We start from the raw sequence: 21,695 nt of genomic DNA on the forward strand, positions 1-21,695 counted from the left end.
CCACCGATAAAGCGAGGTTACGATCCATGATTATCGACTGCCATAATCATCCGGACTGGTATGGGTATGATATCGAACGGTATTTGGACAATATGAAGCAATACAACATCGACAAAACCTGGCTGCTTAGCTGGGAATGCCCGGATGACGAATACAGCCCGACATACAAAAAACAGGTCCCCGACGCATCGCTGCCAGACGGCCCGATATCGTTCCGCCGCTGCGTCCGGTATGCGGAGCAGTATCCGGACAAATTCATTTTAGGCTACGCGCCCGATCCGCGCCGTCCTGATGCGATCGACAAACTCGATCATGCGATCCGGCTGTACGGCGTCCGCGTATATGGCGAGATCAAGCTGCGCATGATGTACGACAATCCGGACGCGATCCGGCTATTCCGTTTCTGCGGGGAGAAAGGGCTGCCGGTTACGGTACATATCGACTACGAGTTCGCTACAGGGTCAACGTACCCCCGTCCGAACTGGTGGTACGGCGGCGGCATCGACACCTTCGAGCGCGCTGTCAAGGCTTGTCCGGACACGTATTTCCTTGGCCATGCTCCCGGTTTCTGGGCACACATATCCGGCGACGACCAGTACGACAAAGTCGCCTATCCGACGGGAAAAGTCCAGCCGGGCGGCAAGGTTGGCGAAATGCTGCGCAAATACCCGAACCTGTACTGCGATATATCTGCAGGCTCGGGAGCGAGAGCGTTCAGCCGTGATCCGGAATTCGCGAGAGAGTTTATACTTGAATTCCAGGACCGCATCTTGTACGGCCGCGACTATTTCGATAACGTTCATCAGGAAGTGCTTGGGTCGCTCAATCTGCCGGATGACGTTCTTGCCAAAATATACTCAGGCAACGCCTTGAAGCTCGTTCCGTTATCCTGATACGATACGGGTAAACGCCTCATCAGGTTAAAGGAGCCGAAAGCCCGACGCCAACATCTGCACTCATTTTTTGTTCGGCCGCGAACTGGCGGACCGGATCGGCCTCGAAGAAGCGTCGGCTATGTCGGAGCTGTTCGGGTGTACCAATTCGGCTGCCAGGGGCCGGACTTTTTATTTTACCACTGCTTTCAACCGTGGCATTCCCGGCGCCTGAGGCCATAGCGTCTTGCATCTCTTTCATTGTTACTTCTTCATGCTGGAAGGCTGGCATGGATATCTCCTTTGTGAGCACGTTTTTACAATTTACAAATCACAAGTTGACCCTATGCAATGGGTGTTTTAATTAAAGACCGGAACGAACTCCGGCCTCGTGGTCGTATACATTAGTGTTCATTGCTTCGCTTTTTGCAAAGGGACTGGATCAGTCTGCTTGTTGCGGCGGTATTCGCTCGGAGAGATGCCGTAATACTTTTTGAACGTGCTCGTAAACGTGGAGGAGTTCAGATAGCCGGTTTTCTCTCCAATGTCGGCTACGGGCAGATCGGTGTGCTTCAACATCTCTTTCGCATGGGACAGGCGAACTTTGTTTACGTATTCGACAAAATTGATGCCGAACGTTTTTTTGAAGTAGTTGGAAAAATATTTCGGGGTCGTCTCCAGCTTCTCCGCCATATGGTCGAGATGGAGGTTTTCGCTGTAATGCTGCTCGATATATTGGGCGACGGATGCGGCGTCGAGTTTGCTTTTGGGGCCGTGGTTCGCTTTGGACGCTATGAATTTAACCGCTCCGATTAGCGCCTTTTGGATGTCTTCCTGCCGATAGGAGTATTGCAGCTTGCGGTTAAAGTCGGCCTCCAGGGCGATGATCTCGGACGTTTCCGCCTCCCCCGTCTCCATCAATTTTAGCATCCTGTAAAACATCGTTTTGGCAACGGGCACGAGCTGATGGTAGTGGATTTCCTTTTCCGCGTTGCACGCAAAAATGTCGCTCAGCATCCGGCAGCATTCGGTCTCATTTCCTGTCACAAGATAATGCGCCGCCTTCTCGATATCGTATAACGGGACGTGCACCCTCCACGTATAACGAATCGTCTGAACGTCAATTACCGGACGGTCCAAATGGACGTTGCGGTATAAAAAGCCATCCTCCGCTTCGCGATACGCTTTATGCACGTTGCCTGCCTCCGAAACGTACAAGCGGCTGACACAACAAACCGCCGCCTCGGCTGTATCTTCCCCCAACCAATCCGGCTGCGCCTTCGTAGCGAAGCTGGACAACTGCCTCACCGCTGCATCGCGGGATGCTCCGTCTGCGAGTCCGATTACCGCCACCAGCCTGCGTCCAGTCATCGGGAATACGCAAACGCTCCTCCGTAAAGCTAAGCGCAGCCCGTTTTCCAAACGTTTCGCTTTCTCCTCCAGTCTCATCGATTCCGCCTGCCCCCGCTCTCCTATCCTCCGAAGATCGATAACGGCAAGCACAAAACTCGGCTCCTTATAAAACTCCGCAAAATATTGCTGCATTCTCAGCTCGGTTTCCCGGGAAGGAGAATCGTCCAGAAGCGCGCTGTAAAAGGCGGATTTGCGCATTTCTGCAAGAAACACATCCATCTGCGATTTGATCAGGACGTTTTCCTCCTGAATTTTCGCAATCCCGCTGCGGATAATCCGATAATCGGCGCCTGCTTCGCGCTGGTCCCTCAGACCGACCAGCTTGACGATGCTGCGCACCGGCCGGTACAAATAAAAGCTGAGCAGCACCGACAGCACAATCGCGCAGGCGATTGCCACGGCCATAATGTTCCGGTTCACTTCCGTGACCGCTTCCATATTGGCAAACCGGTACGGCGATTTATTAATGTACAAAAACCCGTTATAGTCGGACTTGAACAAGTTGTACTCGTAATCTTTCTTTGTCAGCGTCTCCTCCGGCTTGGTTCCGATGCTAAGCTCGCCCAGCATGTCGACCAGATCCCAATTGTCCTCTGTATTCAGCACGATATTGCGGTCCTGATCCATTACGATCAGCGACGTGCCCTGCATCATCGCCTGCTGGTTGACATGCTGCATCAGCTTCTCGTTGTTCAGAAAAATCAGGACGTTCATATTGGACGTCTGATTGCTGCCGAGCACCGGAATGAGCTTCTGCCGCATTCCTCCGAATTGTCCGGAATCCTCGTACCAGCCGGCCGGATATACCCGCAGCGGATGTTTGGCGTTCGCCTGGAGCTTCCAGTAGTCGGCGCTGTAAGTCGAATTGCCGTAGGCGTTGCGGATCAACTCCGACAGCCGGATCGTGCCGGCGGCCGTGATCGCGAGATCCGAGCTTGGATGGTAAACGATCACTTCCTCGATATATTCGATCGGGGAGAGCAGCAGCCTAATATTCGTATAGGTCATATACGCATCCGGCATGGACAGCGCGCCTTCGCCTTCCGCCTCCCAGGCGTTGTACGGGAGCAACTGGATCGCATATATAAGTTCGTTAATATCTTTGAAGCTGTCGTCGAACACGCGGATCATATTTTTAACAACCAGCTTGTTGTTTTCACTGACCTGATTATAGATTCCGGAGAGCGAATTTTTGTATACCAGATAGTTGGATACGAACATGATCGTCCCTACAAGCAGCAGCGCTAAGAAGATTTGCAGAAGCCCTTTGTTGACTCTCATCATCCTGAGCTTGGTCAAAGCGCCACCCCATTCCTACGCGGGGATAACCCGAGTCGTCGTCTTCTCCGCTATATTCGACAGCAGCTCGGTTATCCCTTCTCCGAGCCGAGCATGATCCCTTTGGCAAAATATCGCTGGGCGAACGGATAGATGAGGAGCACCGGAATCATGGAGATAAAAATCGTCGCGTTTTTTAACGCCTGGGGCGTGAGCGTCGCCTGGTCGATCAACCCCGTCTCGCGTGCCGTATCGAAAAACAGCATGTCGCGCAGCACAACCTGGAGCGGATACAGCGACGTGTCGTTCAAATAAATCATCGGGATAAAGAAGCTGTTCCAGTGACCCATAAAATAAAACAAACCGATGGAAGCAAGCGCCGGCTTCGAAAGCGGAATCATAATGCTGCCCAAAATGCGGTATTCCGAGGCTCCGTCGATAACCGCCGATTCCCGCAAGCTCGGAGACATCGATTCGAAGAAGCTTTTGAGGATCAACAGCTCGATCGTCCAAATGGCGTTCGGCAGCAGGATCGCCCACATCGTATCGATCAGATGCAGCTTCTGCACGATCAGATAAGTCGGAATAATCCCCCCGGTCAAAAACATCGTCAACACGATCGCGATCATAAACCATTTTCTGCCGAAAAAGGTGGGTCTCGATAAAGGATATGCCGCGATGGCTGTCATTAGCAGATTGATCAGCGTCCCGAGCCCCGTATACACGATCGTATTCCAATACGCGCGAGGGATTTTCGGGTTTTCCAGTATTTGCTTATACGCCTCGATATTAAACCCTTTCGGCCACAAAAACACTTTGTTTTGCACGATGTACGCCGTATCGCTAAAGGAGACGGCCACGATGAACAGCACCGGGTATACCGTAACGATCGCCACAAGACTTAATACAACGACCAGCACCGCATCAAACGGCGTAAACCGCTGCCTTAGCGCTCCCCCTTTTACCATAATCCCCGACCTCCCGCCCGCTTGCTGATCCGATTCGACAGCAGCAGCATGATCAGGGCGATCACCGATTCGAACAGCCCTACCGCCGCCGCGTAGCTGTAGTTCGTCTCGAGCAGCCCTTTGCGGTAGACGTAGGTAGAGAATACGTCCGCCACCTCGTAGGTCATCGGATTATACAGCAGCAGCACCTTCTCGTAGCCGATCCGGAACATCGAGCCCGATTTGATAATGAACATGATCAGTATGGTCGGCATGATGCTCGGAATCGTAATGTAGCGCATCATCTGGAACCGGCTTGCTCCATCCACCCGCGCCGCTTCGTACAGCGTCGGATCGATGCTGGCGATGGCCGCGAGGTAGATGATCGCTTCGTAGCCCATATGCTGCCAGATTTCGGACGAGACGTAGATGCTCCGGAACCATTCGGGAGCGGCGAGGAAATATTTCGCTTCCAATCCCAGCGCCTTTAGTGCTTCGTTAACGAGGCCGTGCGTCGGGGACAAAAAGTCGATAATCATCGAGCTGACAATGACGACGGACAGAAACGCCGGCAAATAGCTGAACGTTTGCACTGTCTTTTTGAATTTGACGCTCCGCACCTCGTTCAGCATCACCGCGAACAGGATCGGGAACGGAAATGCCCAGAAAAGCGTGAACACGCCAAGCAGGAACGTGTTTTTGAACAAGAGCCAGAAGTCGGGGCTGTGAAAAAACTTCCGGAAATGCTCCAGTCCCACCCACTCGCTGCCGAGTATGCCCTGATAGACGTTGTAATCTTTAAAAGCGATGATAAGTCCGTACAGCGGGCCGTACCGGAACAACGCGTAAAACACGATGCAAGGAATAAATAAGATCAGGAGCTGCCGGTCCCGTTTCATATGCCGCCAAGCCGAAACGAGCCGGGAGTGCCGGGCGCTCTGCTTCCGCCCTCTAGCCAGCTCGGGCTGTGTCGTTTGCATGGGCTTCCTCCCAGGTCAAGAACAGGACACCCGGATTCGTACAAAGTCAGAGCATGGAAAAAGAAACATGATCGAAGTCTGACCTTATAACCGGCGATTGCCGCCATCCGGGTGCCGCTGACCGACTGTATCTGATTTCATTGAAAAGCATGCCGTTCTGCTAAGCGCAAGCCGCCGCTTCGGACCGAAACGTCTCGACCTTGAAATCCTTCGAACGGTCAGCGCAGCAGAATTGCTCTTACTTCGTCTCGTCGTACCGTTTCTGCGCAGCATTGTAGGCGTCGATAAACTTTTTCGCGCCGAGCTTTTCGGCCGTTTGCAGCCATTCGTTCCATTGCGCCTCGCCGAATTCTTTTTTCATGACGTATTTCGTGCTGAACTCGTTCGCCGCCTTGTCGATGGCAACCCGGAGCTCTGCGAGCGTTTTCGTTTCCTCGTCCGTAAACTTCAGCTCCGGATCGGCCGCTTCGAATTTTTTCGCCTTGACGATTTTGTCCTGCGCTTCCTGCTCCTTCTCCGTGAAGTTGTAGTATACGCTCCGTTTGTCCGGACGCAGGTACATCCCTTCCAGCCACATGCCGTATTTCGATTCGAGCGCCTTGATGTCGACATTGGCCACATCTTTCAGCTCGGGATATACCGGCTTGCCGTTCGCCAGATTAAACGTTTGGCCCTCGATGCCCATTGTGACAAGCGACGATCCCGACGGGCTGGTCAAATAGTCGAGCAGCTTCAGGGCGATTTCTTTGTTTTTGCCGTTTGGCACGACGATGCCGAAGTTGCTTATTTTCGGCAGGCTGCGGATATTGCCTGTAGGTCCGACCGGATTGCCGTAACGCAGGTTGTATTCCGGAATTTGCGACTTCACCTGGTTCGCGAACGCATCCAGACGTCCGATCCAGTCGAACGTTACGAACGATTTGTTATTCGTCGTCATTTTGGCCGTCCAGGAAGCGTCGGTATCGGTTATAAATTCAGGGTCCATCAGTCCTTCGTCGTACAGCTTCTTCATGAAGTCGATCATATTTTTGTATTCGGGCGACGTGAACGCAAGCTTCCATGTTTTCGCCTTCTCGTCGTAATAGGCCGGGCTGCCCGAGCCGCCGATGCCCCAGCCGTAGGCCCAGTCGCGGAATATGTTTTCCTTCGTCTTCGAGGCGTACGGGTAAGACTGCGGATAAGCCGCCTTCAACTGCTTAAGCGCTGCGTAAAACTCGTCCGTATTCGTCCACTCTTTAATGTTGATCTTGTCGAAAATATCTTTGCGGTACAGGAAGCCGTGGTTGACGTCACGGTTGAGCCCGTAGATCGGCCAAGAATACATATTGTTTTTCTCGTCCGACCACGATTTCATGATCCAGTTGTTCTCCGCCGTATCGACATACAGCTTCTTGAAGTTAGGCAGCTGATTCAAGTAGGAGTTGATCGGCGTCAGCGCTCCCTGACCGCCCATCTTATTAATTTCCGCCTGCGTCTGTCCGTGGAAAATATCCGGAAGCTTGCCGGAAGCGACCACGACCTTCAGCTTGTCTTTAAACGTCTGGGCTGAATACGCCTGAATATCCAATTTAATGCCCGTACGTTTCTCGATTTCTTTCACGACCATCGAATCGCCCAAGTTCGGATTATCGCTGACCAGCATCCACGTCAGCGTAGTTGGCGTACTGACGATCGGCAGCTTGATTCCCCCGGTATCCCCGTAATCGGCTGCCGCCGCGTTTGGCTTCGGCTCCGCCGTTCCCCCTGCCGCCGGCTGCTTAACTTCCTCGGTTTTGCCTCCGCACCCCGCTACGATCGATGCGGCCAGCGACATCGCCAGCACAAGCGGAGCTTTTTTCATTCCCGCCATATACCCGACTCCTCCTTTTTAACATGGCTTCGGAACCCGTTATCGGTAGTTCCTGCTTCCCCCTGTATGCAACTTCGGTCGCATATCCCCCATTATAGAGCGCTTTCGCCGGTAGTAAATAAAGCGTTTTCAACATCGTTCGTTTTTTCGCCACTCTCCTTGCGAAAACCTCAAAACCGTTGCAGCAGTAGGCATTTCAGGAAGTGGAAAATGCTAATAAGGTAGAAAATAAGCAAATGACGCAAGCAAAACCGGCCAGCCCGGCTCGTTTTTTTCTTTTCACAATTTCCCACAATCTTTTCATTTTTCTCCCTCAATTTGCCTGTATGCTGTGAGTGTAGTCTACGGAACACCTATACGAACTACAAGGAGGAACGACAATGAAACTGTTGACGAACTGGAAAAAGACGATACTTCCCGCCACACTGGCACTAGCCTTGCTTATTCCGGCAGCCGCATACGCCGCCGAGCAGAACGGCCAATCCGATTCTTCCGGCTCAACGTCAGGAACGAACAGCACGGCACCGGCCAAGCCGGGCGGTAAGGACCCTAAAAGCTTCGGCAAAGGACGCGGCGGCTTCGGTCACGAAGGTTTCGCAATCCAGAAAGGCGGCAAACATTTGATCGGCGGCGATTCCGTTAATCAGCATAAATATATGGAGCTGCTGGCAGAGAAATATGCGCCGGATACGCTGGACAGCTGGAAGGCGGCTTTGACGGAGCAGGGAACGCTCAATCAGGAGCTGCAAACGCTGCTTCAGGATCAAGGCGTACACGACGCTTTGCAAGCGCAAAGGGACGAACTGAAAGAGCAGATGAAAGCCAAGCAGGACGAGCTCAAACAAAAGCTCGAAAGCGGCGAATTAACCAAGGAGCAGCTTCGCGAGCAGATGAAGGACGGAGCGATGTCTTTGGGCAAAGACATCAAAAAAATCGTTCCGGGCACGGCGCTTGAGGGAGACCCCGCCGCTGCGCAAGCATCGCGGGCTAACCGCCAGGAGCTGACCGACGCGATCAAGGCGGATAATGCCGACGGCATCCGCGCCGCTCTGGCGAAGCTTCTCGAAGATGTGAAGCAGTCCAATACACAGCTTGCCGCCAAGGTGGCGGAGTTGAAAACGAAAGCAACCGGCCAGCAGGTTCAGCCGCAAGCGCCAAAAATGAAGGAACGCGGCAAAGCCGGCTCGCAAAACGACAGCGGCAGCCAAAGCGAAGCTCAGACGCAAAGCTGGAAAGCGCCTAAATCCGGCGGAGCGTCGGTCTCATTGCTGTAAATTCGATTAGGAGTGGGGACGCCCGAAAGCGTCCCTTTTCCATGTTATAATGAAAGCAGCCAACGCCCGGAAGGAGAAGGTTCCCTATGTCGTTCCGCATCCATCTCGTAGAGGACGAACAGAACTTGAACCAGGTGCTCACCACCTATTTGCAAAAGGAAGGCTGGCACGTACACAGCTTCTACAACGGGGAAGACGCTCTTGCCGCCATTTCCCTGAGACCTCACCTGTGGATTTTGGATATCATGCTCCCCGATCTGGACGGGTTCCAGCTTATACGCGCGATTAAGGCCGATTCTCCGGGTATTCCCGTTATTTTTATATCGGCGAGGGACGCGGATCTCGATCGGGTCATCGGGCTGGAGATGGGCAGCGACGACTATTTGGCGAAGCCGTTTTTGCCGAGGGAACTGGTGATCCGGACGCGCAAGCTGCTTGAGCGCATTTACAGTCTGCCTCTACCCCGATCCCGTGGGCAGCCGGTTATCGGAAGCGCAATCGAGATCGCCCCTTACCGGATCGACGAGAGCAGAAGACTGGTCTACCTCCGGGACGAGAATATCGAGCTGACGTCCAAAGAGTTCGACTTCGTCCTGTTCATGGCCCGCAACCCGGGACAAGCGTTTGCCCGCGAACAGCTGCTGAACCAGGTATGGGGCGAGGACTATTTCGGCACCGACCGGGTCGTCGACGATCTCGTCCGCCGAATCCGCAAGAAGCTGCCCGAGCTTCGCCTCGAGACGATATACGGTTACGGGTACAGGATGGTGCAGCTGTGAACTTGAAAAACAAACCGCTGTTTGTACAAATCTGGCTCGTCATCGCCGGCATTACGTCGGGAATTACGCTGCTCATTCTGGTCGTGATCCCGCTGTTTCTCGGCGATTTTTTTACAAGAGAAATTTACAATACGATCGAAGACGCTCAAAATTCTTTGTTTGCGGGAAGGCAGCAGGACCGCTTGGCGGACCGGTGGCTCGAAGGCTCGAATACGGTCGAGCGCGACCAGCAGCAGCTCAATATCCGCACCGTCCGGCATGTGCTAATCACCGACGACGGCAAGATGGCGCCGAACCTCGCGACGTTGACCGCCGATTTCCGCCAGCAGCTGATTGCCGAAGCCCGGTCGCAGACGTCGCAGATCCAGCGTTACTCGCATGCGCTGAATAACGAGAATTTGTTTTATGTCATCCGTTCCGAATCGTACAGGGGAACGAAGCTATACGTCATGTCGTACATGTGGGACGCTCACCGCAACAAGCTTGTCCGCGAGCTGTCGTTCCGGCTTTTTCTCATCCTCGGGCTGATTATGCTGTTCAGCTGGATTCCGGCTTTGTGGCTGGCCAAATATTTGTCGCGCCCGCTCGTAAAGCTCGAAAGCTACGTCAAACATATCGCCGACCGGAACTGGAAAGAGCCGATCGAACTGGACCGCAAGGACGAGATCGGCCGGCTCGCGGTCTCCATGGAGCAAACCCGCCGGCAGCTTCTCCGGCAGGACGAGACGAAGCAGTCGTTTTTACAGCATATTTCTCATGAGCTGAAAACGCCGGTCATGGTCATTCGCAGCTATGCGCAGTCGATTCAGGACGGCATCTACCCGAAGGGCGACCTGCAGACGTCCGTCGACGTGATCGATCAGGAGGCGGAACGGCTGGAGAAGCGGATTCGCTCACTGCTTTATCTGACCAAGCTGGACTACTTGTCGACTCAAAAACAGGTGCGGCTGGAAACGGTCCGCCTCGACCGTTTGGCGGAGGAGGTCGTCGAACGTCTTCGCTGGAAGCGGCCGGAGCTGGAATGGTCGCTGCGGCTTGATCCGCTTACCGTGCGGGGGGACCGGGAGCAGTGGACGATCGCGCTGGAAAATATGTTGGATAATCAGATCCGCTATGCCGCTTCCGGCATCTCGGTATCGACCGAAGCCGTCGGACCGGGGGGCGGGGGAGGTTTGTTCAAGGTCCGCAACGACGGCCCTCCCATCGAGCCGGACTTGCTGGCCGGATTGTTCGGAGAATTCCGCAAGGGCCAACACGGCGAATTCGGACTTGGACTCGCCATCGTGAAAAGGATCGCCGATCTGCATCAAGCTTCCGTTACGGCCGTTAATACGGCGGAAGGCGTGGAGTTCCGGGTCACTTTCGGTTAGACGGGCCGTCATGTGGCGAGCTTCGGTTGGCGCGGGCTTCTGGTTGGCAAGCTTCTGGTTGGCAAGCTTCGTGTTAGCGTGTCAAACCACCCTTATTTGTTACTTTCCCACCACCTTTATGCAGAGGATGCAATTATATTACGAAAAAACCCGGGGGACACATGTCCCGCGGGCTTCTTCGTCTTTCGTCATCCGTCCTTGCTCTTTCGTCTTTCGTCCTTGCTCTTTCGTCTTCCGTCAGTCATCTTCCGTCGCCGTCTGCCATCCTCCGACTGATCGTCGTCAAACCGCCTCTGCTGTCAGATCTGGCTTTCGATCGACTGGCAGCATTGCTTGATTTTCGATAACTCGTTGCGGATCGCTTCATCGGTCGTCATATTTTGCAGCTTGCCGCAGCTCTCGACAATTTTCTGCGCCTGCTGCTTGACATGTTCGCTCGCCAATGGAATTCACCTCCTGCCGTTCCAACCGTTAGGATGCACTGCCGGAGGCGGTGCTATACACAGTCGGCGGTCAGGGCTGGACGTTCAGGGCATAAATCACTCTAAAGCCGCATATCCTTCATTTCATAAATCGGACATAAAGTTGTCTTTAATTCGCCATACCGGGAATCGTTCGGACGGCAGCCGGCGGGTTATAATGAAATCAACCGCGGAAGTTCTTATGTGTATGAGGAGGGAACCGGATGGAAGCCTTAACCGATCTTCAATATCAACCGCACCGTACAGCCGATACGAACGATTTCGATCCGTTTTATACCGAATGCAAAAATGCCTGCGATTTTCCGCTATGGCTGAAGCTGCAGCATGACATTCGCGCCGGACTGGAGCAACTGCTGGCCGAGACCGCACATGCGCTCCCCGAAGATTTCGCCGAACGGCTCAACACGATTAATAACCGGATCAGCGATTATAACAAGCATGTGCCGAGCGTATTTCTTCGCAAGCCTGTCCTGACCCCCGGCAATTGGACCGAGGAATGCGAGGACTGGCTGTAAGATTGCAAGACGCAATCGTTTCGCTACTGCGCTGTACCATGGAGTGTTAACCATTTGCATACACAAAAAAGGAGCACCTTTCTCGCCGGTGCTCCTTTTGCTTGTCCGCTGCTTACGCCAAAAATCCGAGCGTCTCGTACGACTTGCCAAGCGTGCTTTTCGCATCTCCCTGCAGCCAGCGGTCTACGAGCGTATAATACACCGAGCGGAAATCGACCTCATGCTTCAAATCCCCGTGGGCATCGAGTCGTTCCAGGCTCGGATATACGCCGTACATCCCGCCCTTCACCCCGCCTCCCATGACGAATACCGGTCCGGCCGTGCCATGATCGGTGCCGCCGCTTCCGTTCTCCTTCACCCGGCGCCCGAACTCGGAGAACGCGAGTGTAACCACCTTGCCCGCGAGACCTTGCTCCTCCAGATCGGAGTAAAAGGCGGTAACCGCCTCGTCCAGCTCCTGGAGCAGCTTGGCATGCTGCTCCTTCTCGTCCGCGTGATCATCGAAGCCGCCTAGCTGCGTGTAGAAGACGCGGGTGCCGGACCCTCCGGCGAGCAGTTGGGCGGCCACCTTCAAATCTTTGGCGATTGCCGTTTTCGGATACTCCACTTTGTGTTTGTAAGCCGATGCGAGTTCTTGGATCGCCACTACGCTTTCGTAAGCTTCCGCGCCCCTCCTGCAGGCGACCTGCAGATGAACCCCTTGGCGCTTCGGATCGTACATATCGAGAAACGACTGGGCGAGCCGGTTAAATTCAATCTTCGGCGCTTTGGGGTCGAGCAGCAATTGGTACGATTCGATCGATTGGATGACCGGCGCGTTCACGGTAGCCGACTCGAACGCCTTATTGGCGATATTTCCGATCTGAATCGCCTTCAGCGGATTGCGGTTGCCGCCGAGCGACGATTCGACGTAACGGCCGAGCCAGCCTTCCTTAATGAACTTGTCCGGCTCAGCCGTTTGCCAGATATCCATCGAACGGAAATGCGACCGGTCGGGATTCGGATATCCGACGCCCTGGACGATCGCCAGCTTCCCGGCCTCGTACATCCGGTGCAGTCCTTGCAGACTCGGATGAAGCCCGGACTTCCCGTCGAGATGCAGCACCTCGCTCTCCTTCAGAGCGAGCGTCGAGCGGGAATCGTAGTATACGCCCTGACCGTACGGGATAAGCGTATTGATCCCGTCGTTGCCGCCGGACAACTGAATAACGACCAGCACGGTAGATTCGCCGCCCTCTTCTTTATTAGGTTCAAGGACCTGCGCTTCGCCGGACGGAGAGAACAGCAGCGGTCCTCCCAGCCCGAGCGTGGCGAACAGAGCCGATCCTCTCACGATAAACTCCCTTCTGGACATTTTCATGAATATCGCCTCCTTCTTAGGCTCCCCTTCGGATTTGCAACAAGGCTAACCGCCCGTTTCACTTCATCTGGGCTTCCGGACAAACCAGTATCAATTGAAGCAGTCCGCGCATTCCGCTTGTATTGGTGGAAGCATGTACGAATGTATCGTCCGCATATTTGGCCAGCACGCCCCGGCTTCGTTCTCCGAGTCCCCACAGTCCGGTATTGCGGCTCCACAGGTCTACCCAAGCTTCAGCCTGATCTTTACGTACGGGCGTATATGCTTCCGATTGGTACATGGCGTTTTTGACGCGGCTGGCGATCGATTCGGCAAATTGGGAACGCGCCAGCAGCGAACTCGCGATCAGCCAGTCTGCGCCGCCTTCCCAACCGTTCACATCAGGCGGCATATAAAGCTCCTGCCCCATTTTGCGCATCGTATTAATGAAGCTTTTGGAGATCGGGAGATCAAGCGCCTTGATAATACCGGCTACGTACTCCGCGGGCGACTTTACAATCGTGAGCCGATATTCCGGTTTATAGAACTCGTCCGACAGAAAAAGCGATTGAAGCACTTCTCCTATCGTTTCCTTCGCGGCAAAGTCTGCTGCCACCTCGTTCACCCATGCTTCGGGCGGGCTCGCGGTGCCGAAATATTCGAGCAGCTTACGCGCCATATAAGGAGCAAGCGCCTCCTGCCGGAACAAAACATCTACAACCGTTTGTTCATTGAAGTTGCCTGTCTCGCCTAGAACCTTCTTCAAACCGTCATCATGATTTTTCTTGTAAAATTGCACTTTCGCGTCCTTACGTTCAAAATGCCAGCCAGTAAAGGCACGCGCCGCTTCCCGAACATCTTCCTCTGTATAATTGCCGATCCCAAGCGTGAACAACTCCATCACTTCGCGGGCGTAATTTTCGTTCGGCGTGCCTTTCTTATTACTGTTGGAATCGAGCCAAAGCATCATCGCCGGGTCTTGTCCGATCTGAAGCACCAATTTGCGGAAGTTGCCCAGCGCCAGCGAGCGGAACAGATCGTTTTGGTTTCGTATAAGCTCCGTGTAGTCCACCTTCCGGTACGACGTGGCAAAATGGTTGTGCCAAAACAGCGTCATTTTTTCCACGAGCGGCTCTCCGCTTACCGTCATCCGGTACAGCCAGTACGTTTGCTGATCGGTGATGTTGTCCGCCTTCAGTTCTTTACCGTCCGCCATAACTTCTTCGATCGGCGGCAGTTGAACCTTTTCACCGTGAATGGGTTCCCCTGCGATCAGCCGACGCACCGTTTCTTCTTTTCCGAGAGCAAGTGCCGCCTGCACATCTTCCGGCGATACGTGGAAGGTTGCCCTGCTCAGCAAGTGCACCGCCTCGTTTTCCGCCCAAAGTTCTCCCATAAGCTCCCTCCTCCACACACTTACCCTTTAGATTACAACCAAATTGTTACAAAAAAATGACTTTCAACGATTCTTTAGGCAAAAAGGAACCGAAAAAGGCGGTCCCCCGTAAGGAACCGCCCTTTCTATATAAATCGTACGCACAACGTCCGCCGCCCGAAAGCCGCCGCCGTAATTCGGTTCAATCCCGCCAGCCTTACTCCGCCTTCAGGTGGCTGTCAAAAAAACGGACCATCGCGCTGTAAAAATCAATTTTGTTTTCCTCGTTGTAGAAGCCGTGGCCTTCGTTTTCCTTCACCATGTATTCCACTTCCACGCCCCGGTTCCGGAGCGCTTCCACGATCTGGTCGGACTCGGCTTTATTGACGCGAGGGTCGTTAGCGCCTTGGGCCACGAACAGCGGAGTGACGATACGGTCGGCATGGAATACCGGCGATGCGGCCTTAAGCAGCTCCTTGTCCTTCTCCGGATGCCCGACTCTTTCGTAAAACATATTGCGCATCGACTCCCAGTAAGGAGGCAGCGTCTCCAGCAGCGTGAAAATATTAGATACGCCCACATAATCTACAGCCGCCGCATACAGGTCCGGCGTAAACGTAATTCCTGCCAAGGTTGCATATCCGCCAAAGGAAGCGCCATATATTCCGATACGCTCCGGATCGGCAATTCCTTGTTGAATCGCCCATTGTACGCCGTCGGTGATATCGTCCTGAATTTTCAGGCCCCATTCTTTATCTCCCGCATCCAAAAACGCTTTGCCATACCCGGTCGACGATCTGAAGTTCACTTGAAGCACGGCATATCCGCGGTTGGCCAGCAGCTGTACTTCCGGATTGTAGCCCCATACGTCGCGCAGCCACGGTCCTCCGTGCGGATTGACGATCAATGGAAGGTTCTCCGCCTTTTTGTTGCGGGGCAGCGTCAAATAGCCGTTAATCGTCAGCCCGTCCCGGCTGGTATACGAGATCGGGTGCATGTCGGCAAGCTGGTCCGGCTTGAGCCATGGACTCAGGTTCGCAAGTTCGGTCAGCTGATCCGTGACGGAATCGTAGTAATAATAAGTTCCGTAAGTTTTGTCGCTCGACATCGCCACGATAAACTTGGTCATATCCTCATTGTAATCCGTAATTCCAACTTCGCTTTCGCTAACTTTCAGCTTCGATTGAACCTTCCTGAACTGTGCTTCGAACGCCTCATCGAAAAATTGATAGTACAGCTTATCCGTCATATAAGCGGTGTAAAGCAGCTGATCGCGCTTCGAATCGTAGTAGGCGCCCGTAATATCGACATCCGGATTCGAGAACAGCACGTTTTCGTTTGCCTTCAAATCCAGTTTCACCAGCTCGATCTTATCCCGGCCTTTGTTGGACAACGCGTAGATCGATTGATTGTCTTTCGTGAAGGCGATCGGAAATATCGTTTCTCCCGCTTCAAGCGAGATGAAAGGCTTAAACTCTTCCTCCTCCGTATCACGGTACAGAACCGCGCCGACTACGCCGTCCGTCGCTACCGCAAGCCGGATCGCGCCGCTATGATCGGCGATCCACGTCTGAACCGCTCCCGGGTTTTTGGCGACCAGCTTCGTTTCCCCGGTCTTCACATGAAGCTTATACACGTCCATCCGGGTCGGCTCTTCTTTATTCATCATGATCAGGATCTCATCCTTGACGTTCGACAGCATGCTAAGCGGCGTGACCTTGACACCTTTGTACGGAGTCAGGTCCTTCTCCTCGCTTCCTCCGAAGCTGGAGGAATAGATATGGAAGTTCTCGTCCCCGCCTTGATCTTTCATATACAACACTTGATCGCCTTTCCAGAAAAACGCGGCGATATCGCGGTCCGACGAGCTCGTTACCCGGACCGGCTCGCTGCTTCCGTCCATCTTCCTGACGAACACATTGGAGCGCTTCTCCCATTCGGCTTTGTAAGAAATATAGTTGCCGTCAGGGGACATCTCGTAGCCGAAACTGCCGGGGTTTCTCATAAAATCTTTGACGGAGATCGGAGCGACGCCCGTGTTAGTGATACTTGCTCCGCTCACCTTCTTGTAGTTGTCCAGCATCACGGAAACTTCCGCCAGGGTAGCTTCCCGGTTCTCCCGTAAACTTCCGTCCGGATACCCAGTCAACAGGCCGAGCTTATAAGCCGACGCCGTATAGTCGGTCAAGCTGTTCTCTCCGTCTTCCTTGCCGAGAGCGCGGACCAGGATGCGGGCAATTTCCCCGCGCTTGATCGGGGCTTCTTGATTAGCAAGCTCATCCTCGCGGACCCAGCTCTCCGCAATTTGCCGTCTCATCGATTCCGAGCCGTGCTGATAAGTAATCGCCGATAGAGCGTAATCGATAAATTGCTTAACCGGTACGGTTGCTTCATAATCGGCATCCGCTTTATAAATTCCTTTTTGGACGAGACTTTGCGAGCTGCTTTCGTACCAGACGGCAGCCGGGTCTCCTTCGTTTGCATAGGCCGATACGGAGATCGATACAGCCATTACGGCGCATAAAGCGGCGGACACGAGCTTTTTCTTCACGGTTATCCCTCTTTCTTAGGTTCAAATGAATGTGTATACTCTATATATTAATATACACAGTATATACACGGAATTTTCTTTTGTCAAACCTTTCCCGATTACTATTTTTATACGGATAAGAAACAAGGCAATGCGCATGCACGAAAATGGGTGATCGGCTATATACTGCAGAAGAATATGCAAAGGAGATACGGCGTGAATAGGTACGATTATTCCCCAATCTATTATCCTTACGCTTTCAGGCAGGCCCCTGCGCTGGTCTGGACACCGGCGGCGGTCGAGCTTAACCAGAACCTCCGGGCTTTGTGGGAACAGCATGTGTTCTGGACGCGACTTACGATCAACAGCATCATTGACCGCCTTCCGGACGAAGCCGAGACGACGAAGCGGCTTCTTAGAAACGCCGACGATTTCGGAGCCGCGCTTCAACCTTTGTACGGACCGGCTATAGCGTCCCGGTTCGCCGAACTGCTACGGGCCCATCTCACGATAGCCGCCGAGCTCGTAAAGGCACTTCAAGCCGGCAATACCGAGGCGGCCGCCGATGCAAACAAGCGCTGGTTCGCCAACGCAGACGAGATCGCAATCTTCTTAAGCCACATTAATCCGTATTGGTCCAAAGCGGAATGGCAAACCATGATGAATGAGCATTTGAAGCTGCTTACCCAAGAAGTGTCCTCCCGTTTAGCCAAAAACTATGCGGAAAATGTCGCCTTGGGCGATTCGATTCAGGCGCAGGCGCTCGACATGGCCGACGTGATGACAAGAGGAATTCTCCAGCAATTCCCTTCTGCCTTTATGCATTGATCCGGAATAAGAGCAGCACAGAAAAAGACGCCTCCATCCCCACCCCTATGGTGGTTTTGGCAGCGTCTTTGACGTCTGTTATATCGTTGCGATTAACCTGTGTAGCCGCCGCTCGTCGACAGGATCGTCGACAGCTTGCCCGTTGCCTCGGATTTGATCCGGTTCAGCTCTTCGGCTGTGACCGTCTTATCGTTTTTGGCTGCGAAATCGATCGATTGATTCAGCGACTCGATCAGCTGCTTCAGCAAGTCTTCATGCTTCAGTCCGGATGCTTCTACGAGCGTTTTGCCATTTTGCAGCGCATCGACGATTGTGCTGTAATCCTTATCGGCTTGAGCCGACACGCGAATGGCTGTATATGACAGCTCTTTTTCCACCAGCTTCTTGTAATCGACCTTGGCGGCCGCCGCACGATCGTCGTATCCGTTCGTTGTAATGATTTTCGACAGCTTGCCCGCCGCTTCGGATTTGATTCGGCTTATCTCTTCCGCTTCAACCGATTTATCGTTTTTGGCTGCAAAATCGATCGATTGGTTCAGCGATGCGGTCAGCTTGTCAAGCAATTCCCCGTGCTTCAGGCCCGATGCCTCGACGAGCGTTTTACCTTGCCGCAGCGCATCGCGGATCTCGCTGTCCTTCTTGTCGGCATAAGCGGATACGCGGATAACCGTATAGGACAGCTCCTTCTCCGCCAGCTTGGTATAATCGGTCTCGACAGCGTCATACGTCGAATCGTCATAACCGTTCGTCGAGATGATTTTGGACAATTCGGAGGCCGCTTTCGACTTGATTTCATTCAGCTGTTCCTTCGTTGTCGTCTTGTCGTTTTTGGCTGCAAAATCAATCGACTGGCTGATCGAAGCTTTCAGCTTGTCGAGCAGTTCCCCGTGCTTCAGGCCCGAAGCTTCTACGAGTGTTTTGCCTTCCTGCAGCGCATCGCGGATCACACTGTCCTGCTTGTCGGCATAAGCCGAGACGAGGATAACGACGGACGACAGCTCTCTTTTTACTATTTTATCGTAATCTACCTTGCTATATTTCGTATCGTCGTATCCGTTCGTATTAATGATCGTGGACAGCTTGCCGGCCGCTTCGGACTTGATCCGGTTCAAGTCGTCCTTCTCGATGTCCTTGTCGTTGCGTGCCGCAAAATCAATCGACTGGTTCATCGACTCTACGAGCCGGTTCAGCAGTTCCTGACTGGTCAGTCCGGAAGCTTGAACGAGGCTTTGCCCCTGGCTAAGCGCATCGCGAATCGAATAATCTTCCCGGTCGGCGATCGAAGCGACATGACCGATCACAAACGATAAGTTTTGATCGACTACTTGTTGATAGTTTACTTGCGACTTCACTTCGGCCGCAAATGCCGAACCTCCGAAGCCGGACACCGCTGTGCCGAACATCATCGCCGCCGCCAATCCTCCGACTACTACCGTTTTCTTTACCATCTTTAATGCTTTCATAACAACTCCACCCTATCCTTCTTTTATTTTTTTATCTTTTTGTATGTTGTCTCTCTCCTTCTTTATCTTAGAGAATTACGGCTTCCGGAAAATCGGACCAGGGATTGTTTTTCCAGCAGGACCTTAGTCCAGTAACGGATACGACTCGGGTCTCTGGTCAGCAGGGTGTGTTTTGGCAGTCTGGCAACGGCAAACGGTTTCATTCCAAAACACCAAAAAAACCGGACGAATAACGGTACTGGCCGTTATCTCCGCCCGGCTTTCGCTTGTTTCTCCAGTCATTTCGGATTCGGAACGCATCTTCCAGCTGCATCAGCCTCGTTCCGTCCCGTTTTCGCCGCCTTCGTCGTCTTCCCCGGCCAATCCGTCCTCGAACGCTTCTTCGGCTTCGCCGACGTCCATCTGATCCGGATACAGCACATTCACGAAAGCTACCGTATCCGCATATTGCCGCAGCACCTCGCCAAACGTCTCGGCATTATCGTAAGCCTCGTTATCCGATATAACATCTCTATCTTCGGATGCATCCAGGTCCTCCATCCACCCATCGTCGGTGGCGAACTTTTCGGTACGCTGCGCCCGATCGTTTTGCGGTTCGAACAAGCCAATCCCCTCCTTCGCTCACAGCTGCTCCCGTTATTGTTAGCCGGCCGGGCTGGAAATATGCGGCCTTTCTGCCGCAACATCGCTTGCCGCTTGCTCCTGCTTCACCGTGAAGCACAAAAAGCGAAAACCCCCGGCGGAAACCCGCCGGAGGCAAAAAGCGACAATACGATTAGCAGTCGAAGTACAACGAATATTCTTGAGGATGAATGCGGATGTTGACCGATTTGGCTTCGCCGCGCTTGTATTCGATATAGTTATTGATGAAGTCCTTGGAGAATACGCCGCCTTGCGTCAAAAACTCATTGTCGGCTTCGAGCGCGTCCAGCGCGTCGTCGAGCGTTGCCGGTACGCTGCGGATTTCGTTTTTCTCTGCATCCGACAGCTCGTAAATGTTCGTATCGAACGGACCGTAACCCAGCTTGCGAGGGTCGATCTTGTTCTGAATGCCGTCCAGACCGGCCAGCAGCATAGCGGCGAAAGCCAGGTACGGGTTCGCTGTGGAGTCCGGCGTACGGAACTCGATGCGGCATCCTTTCGGCGTAACGGCTGCGATCGGAATCCGGACCGCTGCGGAACGGTTGCCTTTGGAGAATACAAGGTTAACCGGAGCTTCGTAGCCAGGAACGAGACGTTTGAACGAGTTGGTGCTCGGGTTCGTCAGGGCGATCAGAGCCGGAGCATGGTGCAGCACGCCGCCGATGTAATACATCGCCATTTCGCTCAGGTTAGCATAAGCGCCTTTTTCATAGAACAAAGGAGTATCGCCGTCAAAAATCGACATATGAACGTGCATGCCGGACCCATTGTCGCCGAACAGCGGCTTCGGCATAAACGTTGCCACTTTGCCGTACTGGTGAGCGGTGTTGTGCACGATATATTTATATTTAAGCAGATTGTCTGCCGTCTTGGTCAGCGTATCGAAACGGAAGTTGATCTCGGCTTGGCCGGCAGTCGCCACTTCGTGATGATGGCGCTCGATGCGAAGGCCCGCTTCTGCCATCAACCGGCACATTTCACTGCGGATATCTTGCTGCTTATCCATCGGTGCGACCGGAACGTATCCGCCTTTGACCGGCACTTTGAAGCCCAGGTTGCCGCCTTCTTCCTTGCGGCCGGAGTTCCATGCCGCTTCCTCGGAATCCACCTCGAAGTACGATTTGTTCATGCCGTTTTCGAAACGGACATCGTCAAAAATAAAGAATTCGGATTCCGGTGCGAAAAACGCCGTCGTGCCTACACCGGACTTCTGCAAATATTCTTCAGCCTTCTGGGCGATCGAACGCGGGTCGCGGTCATAACGTTCGCCGTCCGGCGTATGGATGTCACACATAATGATCAACGTAGGATGTGCGGTGAAAGGATCTACGTAAGCCGTCTCGGTATCCGGCATCATAACCATGTCAGATTCTGCGATTCCGCGGAAACCCGGGATGGAAGAACCGTCAAAAGCGACTCCGTTTTGGAAAGTAGCTTCGTCCACCTCGCTCGCCGGCAAGCTGATGTGTTGAGCTTTTCCCGACAATCCGATAAACCGGAAATCGACCCATTCGATATTTTTTTCCTTAATCAGATGGAGCACATTTTGGACAGACATGTTAAAAGCCTCCCTATTTCCGAACATTCTCCGCATTTCCACCGGTCATTGTTCAAGTTTTGGATTGTTTATGGTCCTTATTATACGACTCGACAAAAACAGCGTCAATACTTATGTAAGGTATTTTTTAATCTCATGTCAGGTATGTTTACATCGAAAGCGTTTCCGTTCACATTTTCGTCAAACTCCAAAAATGTTTAA

Annotated in this window: 18 protein-coding genes; 6 read left to right on the plus strand and 12 right to left on the minus strand. The window is 53.3% G+C overall.

What is annotated here, in order from left to right:
- Positions 1-26 precede the first annotated feature (26 nt).
- Positions 27-893 (plus strand): amidohydrolase family protein, encoded by an 867-nt coding sequence (locus tag AC3Y2E_RS02890; RefSeq protein WP_379206940.1) that lies wholly within the window; start codon positions 27-29, stop codon positions 891-893.
- Between the two features lie 22 nt (positions 894-915).
- Here the strand turns inward: AC3Y2E_RS02890 and AC3Y2E_RS02895 are convergent, their stop codons facing one another.
- From AC3Y2E_RS02895 to AC3Y2E_RS02915, 5 genes are all read right to left on the minus strand, one after another.
- Positions 916-1,164 (minus strand): hypothetical protein, encoded by a 249-nt coding sequence (locus tag AC3Y2E_RS02895; protein WP_379206942.1) that lies wholly within the window; start codon positions 1,162-1,164, stop codon positions 916-918.
- A 119-nt stretch (positions 1,165-1,283) separates the two neighbouring features.
- A complete protein-coding gene (locus AC3Y2E_RS02900; protein ID WP_379206944.1) occupies positions 1,284-3,584 on the minus strand; it encodes a helix-turn-helix domain-containing protein in 2,301 nt (766 codons plus the stop codon).
- 71 nt (positions 3,585-3,655) lie between these two features.
- Positions 3,656-4,531 (minus strand): carbohydrate ABC transporter permease, encoded by an 876-nt coding sequence (locus AC3Y2E_RS02905; protein WP_190931362.1) that lies wholly within the window; start codon positions 4,529-4,531, stop codon positions 3,656-3,658.
- A complete protein-coding gene (locus tag AC3Y2E_RS02910) occupies positions 4,525-5,490 on the minus strand; it encodes an ABC transporter permease (protein ID WP_379206947.1) in 966 nt (321 codons plus the stop codon). Before AC3Y2E_RS02910 ends, AC3Y2E_RS02905 begins: the two co-directional genes overlap by 7 nt.
- 238 nt (positions 5,491-5,728) lie before the next feature.
- Entirely contained in the window at positions 5,729-7,339 is a 1,611-nt protein-coding gene (locus AC3Y2E_RS02915; RefSeq protein ID WP_379206949.1) for an extracellular solute-binding protein, read from the minus strand.
- 380 nt (positions 7,340-7,719) lie between these two features.
- Here AC3Y2E_RS02915 and AC3Y2E_RS02920 point away from each other — a divergent pair, with 380 nt between their 5' ends.
- The 3 genes from AC3Y2E_RS02920 to AC3Y2E_RS02930 all read left to right on the plus strand — a co-directional run bounded on the left by AC3Y2E_RS02920 (position 7,720) and on the right by AC3Y2E_RS02930 (position 10,762).
- On the plus strand, positions 7,720-8,613 hold the full coding sequence (locus tag AC3Y2E_RS02920; RefSeq protein WP_379206951.1) for a hypothetical protein: 894 nt from the start codon (positions 7,720-7,722) through the stop codon (positions 8,611-8,613).
- 86 nt (positions 8,614-8,699) lie between these two features.
- Positions 8,700-9,392 carry a response regulator transcription factor gene (locus tag AC3Y2E_RS02925; RefSeq protein ID WP_379206953.1) on the plus strand — a complete coding sequence of 231 codons (693 nt, stop codon included), beginning with the start codon at positions 8,700-8,702 and terminating at the stop codon, positions 9,390-9,392.
- Complete coding sequence (locus AC3Y2E_RS02930) at positions 9,389-10,762, plus strand: sensor histidine kinase (RefSeq protein WP_379206955.1); 1,374 nt, start codon at positions 9,389-9,391, stop codon at positions 10,760-10,762. The genes AC3Y2E_RS02925 and AC3Y2E_RS02930 overlap by 4 nt, the downstream gene beginning before the upstream one ends.
- Before the next feature lie 299 nt (positions 10,763-11,061).
- Here AC3Y2E_RS02930 and AC3Y2E_RS02935 read toward each other — a convergent pair whose 3' ends face one another.
- Entirely contained in the window at positions 11,062-11,205 is a 144-nt protein-coding gene (locus tag AC3Y2E_RS02935; RefSeq protein WP_190931366.1) for a hypothetical protein, read from the minus strand.
- Between the two features lie 242 nt (positions 11,206-11,447).
- Between AC3Y2E_RS02935 and AC3Y2E_RS02940 the strand changes: the two genes are divergently transcribed.
- Positions 11,448-11,759: a hypothetical protein gene (locus AC3Y2E_RS02940; protein ID WP_379206958.1), complete on the plus strand. Its 312-nt coding sequence runs from the start codon at positions 11,448-11,450 to the stop codon at positions 11,757-11,759.
- Between the two features lie 112 nt (positions 11,760-11,871).
- Here the strand turns inward: AC3Y2E_RS02940 and AC3Y2E_RS02945 are convergent, their stop codons facing one another.
- From AC3Y2E_RS02945 to AC3Y2E_RS02955, 3 genes are all read right to left on the minus strand, one after another.
- Positions 11,872-13,119, minus strand: coding sequence for a DUF1501 domain-containing protein (locus tag AC3Y2E_RS02945; protein WP_379206960.1), 1,248 nt, complete (start codon positions 13,117-13,119; stop codon positions 11,872-11,874).
- Between the two features lie 58 nt (positions 13,120-13,177).
- The gene (locus AC3Y2E_RS02950) at positions 13,178-14,494 is read right to left on the minus strand and encodes a DUF1800 domain-containing protein (protein WP_379206962.1); all 1,317 of its coding nucleotides are present in this window, start codon (positions 14,492-14,494) and stop codon (positions 13,178-13,180) included.
- Positions 14,495-14,690: 196 nt separating this feature from the next.
- The gene (locus AC3Y2E_RS02955; protein ID WP_379206964.1) at positions 14,691-17,024 is read right to left on the minus strand and encodes a S9 family peptidase; all 2,334 of its coding nucleotides are present in this window, start codon (positions 17,022-17,024) and stop codon (positions 14,691-14,693) included.
- A gap of 195 nt (positions 17,025-17,219) precedes the next feature.
- Here AC3Y2E_RS02955 and AC3Y2E_RS02960 point away from each other — a divergent pair, with 195 nt between their 5' ends.
- The gene (locus AC3Y2E_RS02960) at positions 17,220-17,831 is read left to right on the plus strand and encodes an acetylglutamate kinase (RefSeq protein ID WP_379206966.1); all 612 of its coding nucleotides are present in this window, start codon (positions 17,220-17,222) and stop codon (positions 17,829-17,831) included.
- Between the two features lie 92 nt (positions 17,832-17,923).
- Here the strand turns inward: AC3Y2E_RS02960 and AC3Y2E_RS02965 are convergent, their stop codons facing one another.
- From AC3Y2E_RS02965 to glnA, 3 genes are all read right to left on the minus strand, one after another.
- The gene (locus tag AC3Y2E_RS02965) at positions 17,924-19,294 is read right to left on the minus strand and encodes a hypothetical protein (protein ID WP_379206969.1); all 1,371 of its coding nucleotides are present in this window, start codon (positions 19,292-19,294) and stop codon (positions 17,924-17,926) included.
- Positions 19,295-19,606: 312 nt separating this feature from the next.
- A complete protein-coding gene (locus AC3Y2E_RS02970; protein ID WP_379206971.1) occupies positions 19,607-19,897 on the minus strand; it encodes a hypothetical protein in 291 nt (96 codons plus the stop codon).
- Positions 19,898-20,069: 172 nt separating this feature from the next.
- Positions 20,070-21,494 carry a type I glutamate--ammonia ligase gene (gene glnA, locus AC3Y2E_RS02975; protein WP_190931372.1) on the minus strand — a complete coding sequence of 475 codons (1,425 nt, stop codon included), beginning with the start codon at positions 21,492-21,494 and terminating at the stop codon, positions 20,070-20,072.
- Between the last annotated feature and the right edge of the window lie 201 nt (positions 21,495-21,695).

This window comes from Paenibacillus sp. MAH-35, from assembly GCF_058135425.1.

Excerpts from the sequence above, each read along its gene's own strand:
- AC3Y2E_RS02910 (WP_379206947.1), bottom strand. The coding sequence starts at position 5,490 with ATGCAAACGACACAGCCCGAGCTGGCTAGAGGGCGGAAGCAGAGCGCC.
- AC3Y2E_RS02895 (WP_379206942.1), bottom strand. The coding sequence starts at position 1,164 with ATGCCAGCCTTCCAGCATGAAGAAGTAACAATGAAAGAGATGCAAGAC.
- AC3Y2E_RS02920 (WP_379206951.1), top strand. The coding sequence starts at position 7,720 with ATGAAACTGTTGACGAACTGGAAAAAGACGATACTTCCCGCCACACTG.
- AC3Y2E_RS02925 (WP_379206953.1), top strand. The coding sequence starts at position 8,700 with ATGTCGTTCCGCATCCATCTCGTAGAGGACGAACAGAACTTGAACCAG.
- AC3Y2E_RS02940 (WP_379206958.1), top strand. The coding sequence starts at position 11,448 with ATGGAAGCCTTAACCGATCTTCAATATCAACCGCACCGTACAGCCGAT.
- glnA (WP_190931372.1), bottom strand. The coding sequence starts at position 21,494 with ATGTCTGTCCAAAATGTGCTCCATCTGATTAAGGAAAAAAATATCGAA.
- AC3Y2E_RS02905 (WP_190931362.1), bottom strand. The coding sequence starts at position 4,531 with ATGGTAAAAGGGGGAGCGCTAAGGCAGCGGTTTACGCCGTTTGATGCG.
- AC3Y2E_RS02945 (WP_379206960.1), bottom strand. The coding sequence starts at position 13,119 with ATGAAAATGTCCAGAAGGGAGTTTATCGTGAGAGGATCGGCTCTGTTC.
- AC3Y2E_RS02965 (WP_379206969.1), bottom strand. The coding sequence starts at position 19,294 with ATGAAAGCATTAAAGATGGTAAAGAAAACGGTAGTAGTCGGAGGATTG.
- AC3Y2E_RS02950 (WP_379206962.1), bottom strand. The coding sequence starts at position 14,494 with ATGGGAGAACTTTGGGCGGAAAACGAGGCGGTGCACTTGCTGAGCAGG.
- AC3Y2E_RS02915 (WP_379206949.1), bottom strand. The coding sequence starts at position 7,339 with ATGGCGGGAATGAAAAAAGCTCCGCTTGTGCTGGCGATGTCGCTGGCC.
- AC3Y2E_RS02890 (WP_379206940.1), top strand. The coding sequence starts at position 27 with ATGATTATCGACTGCCATAATCATCCGGACTGGTATGGGTATGATATC.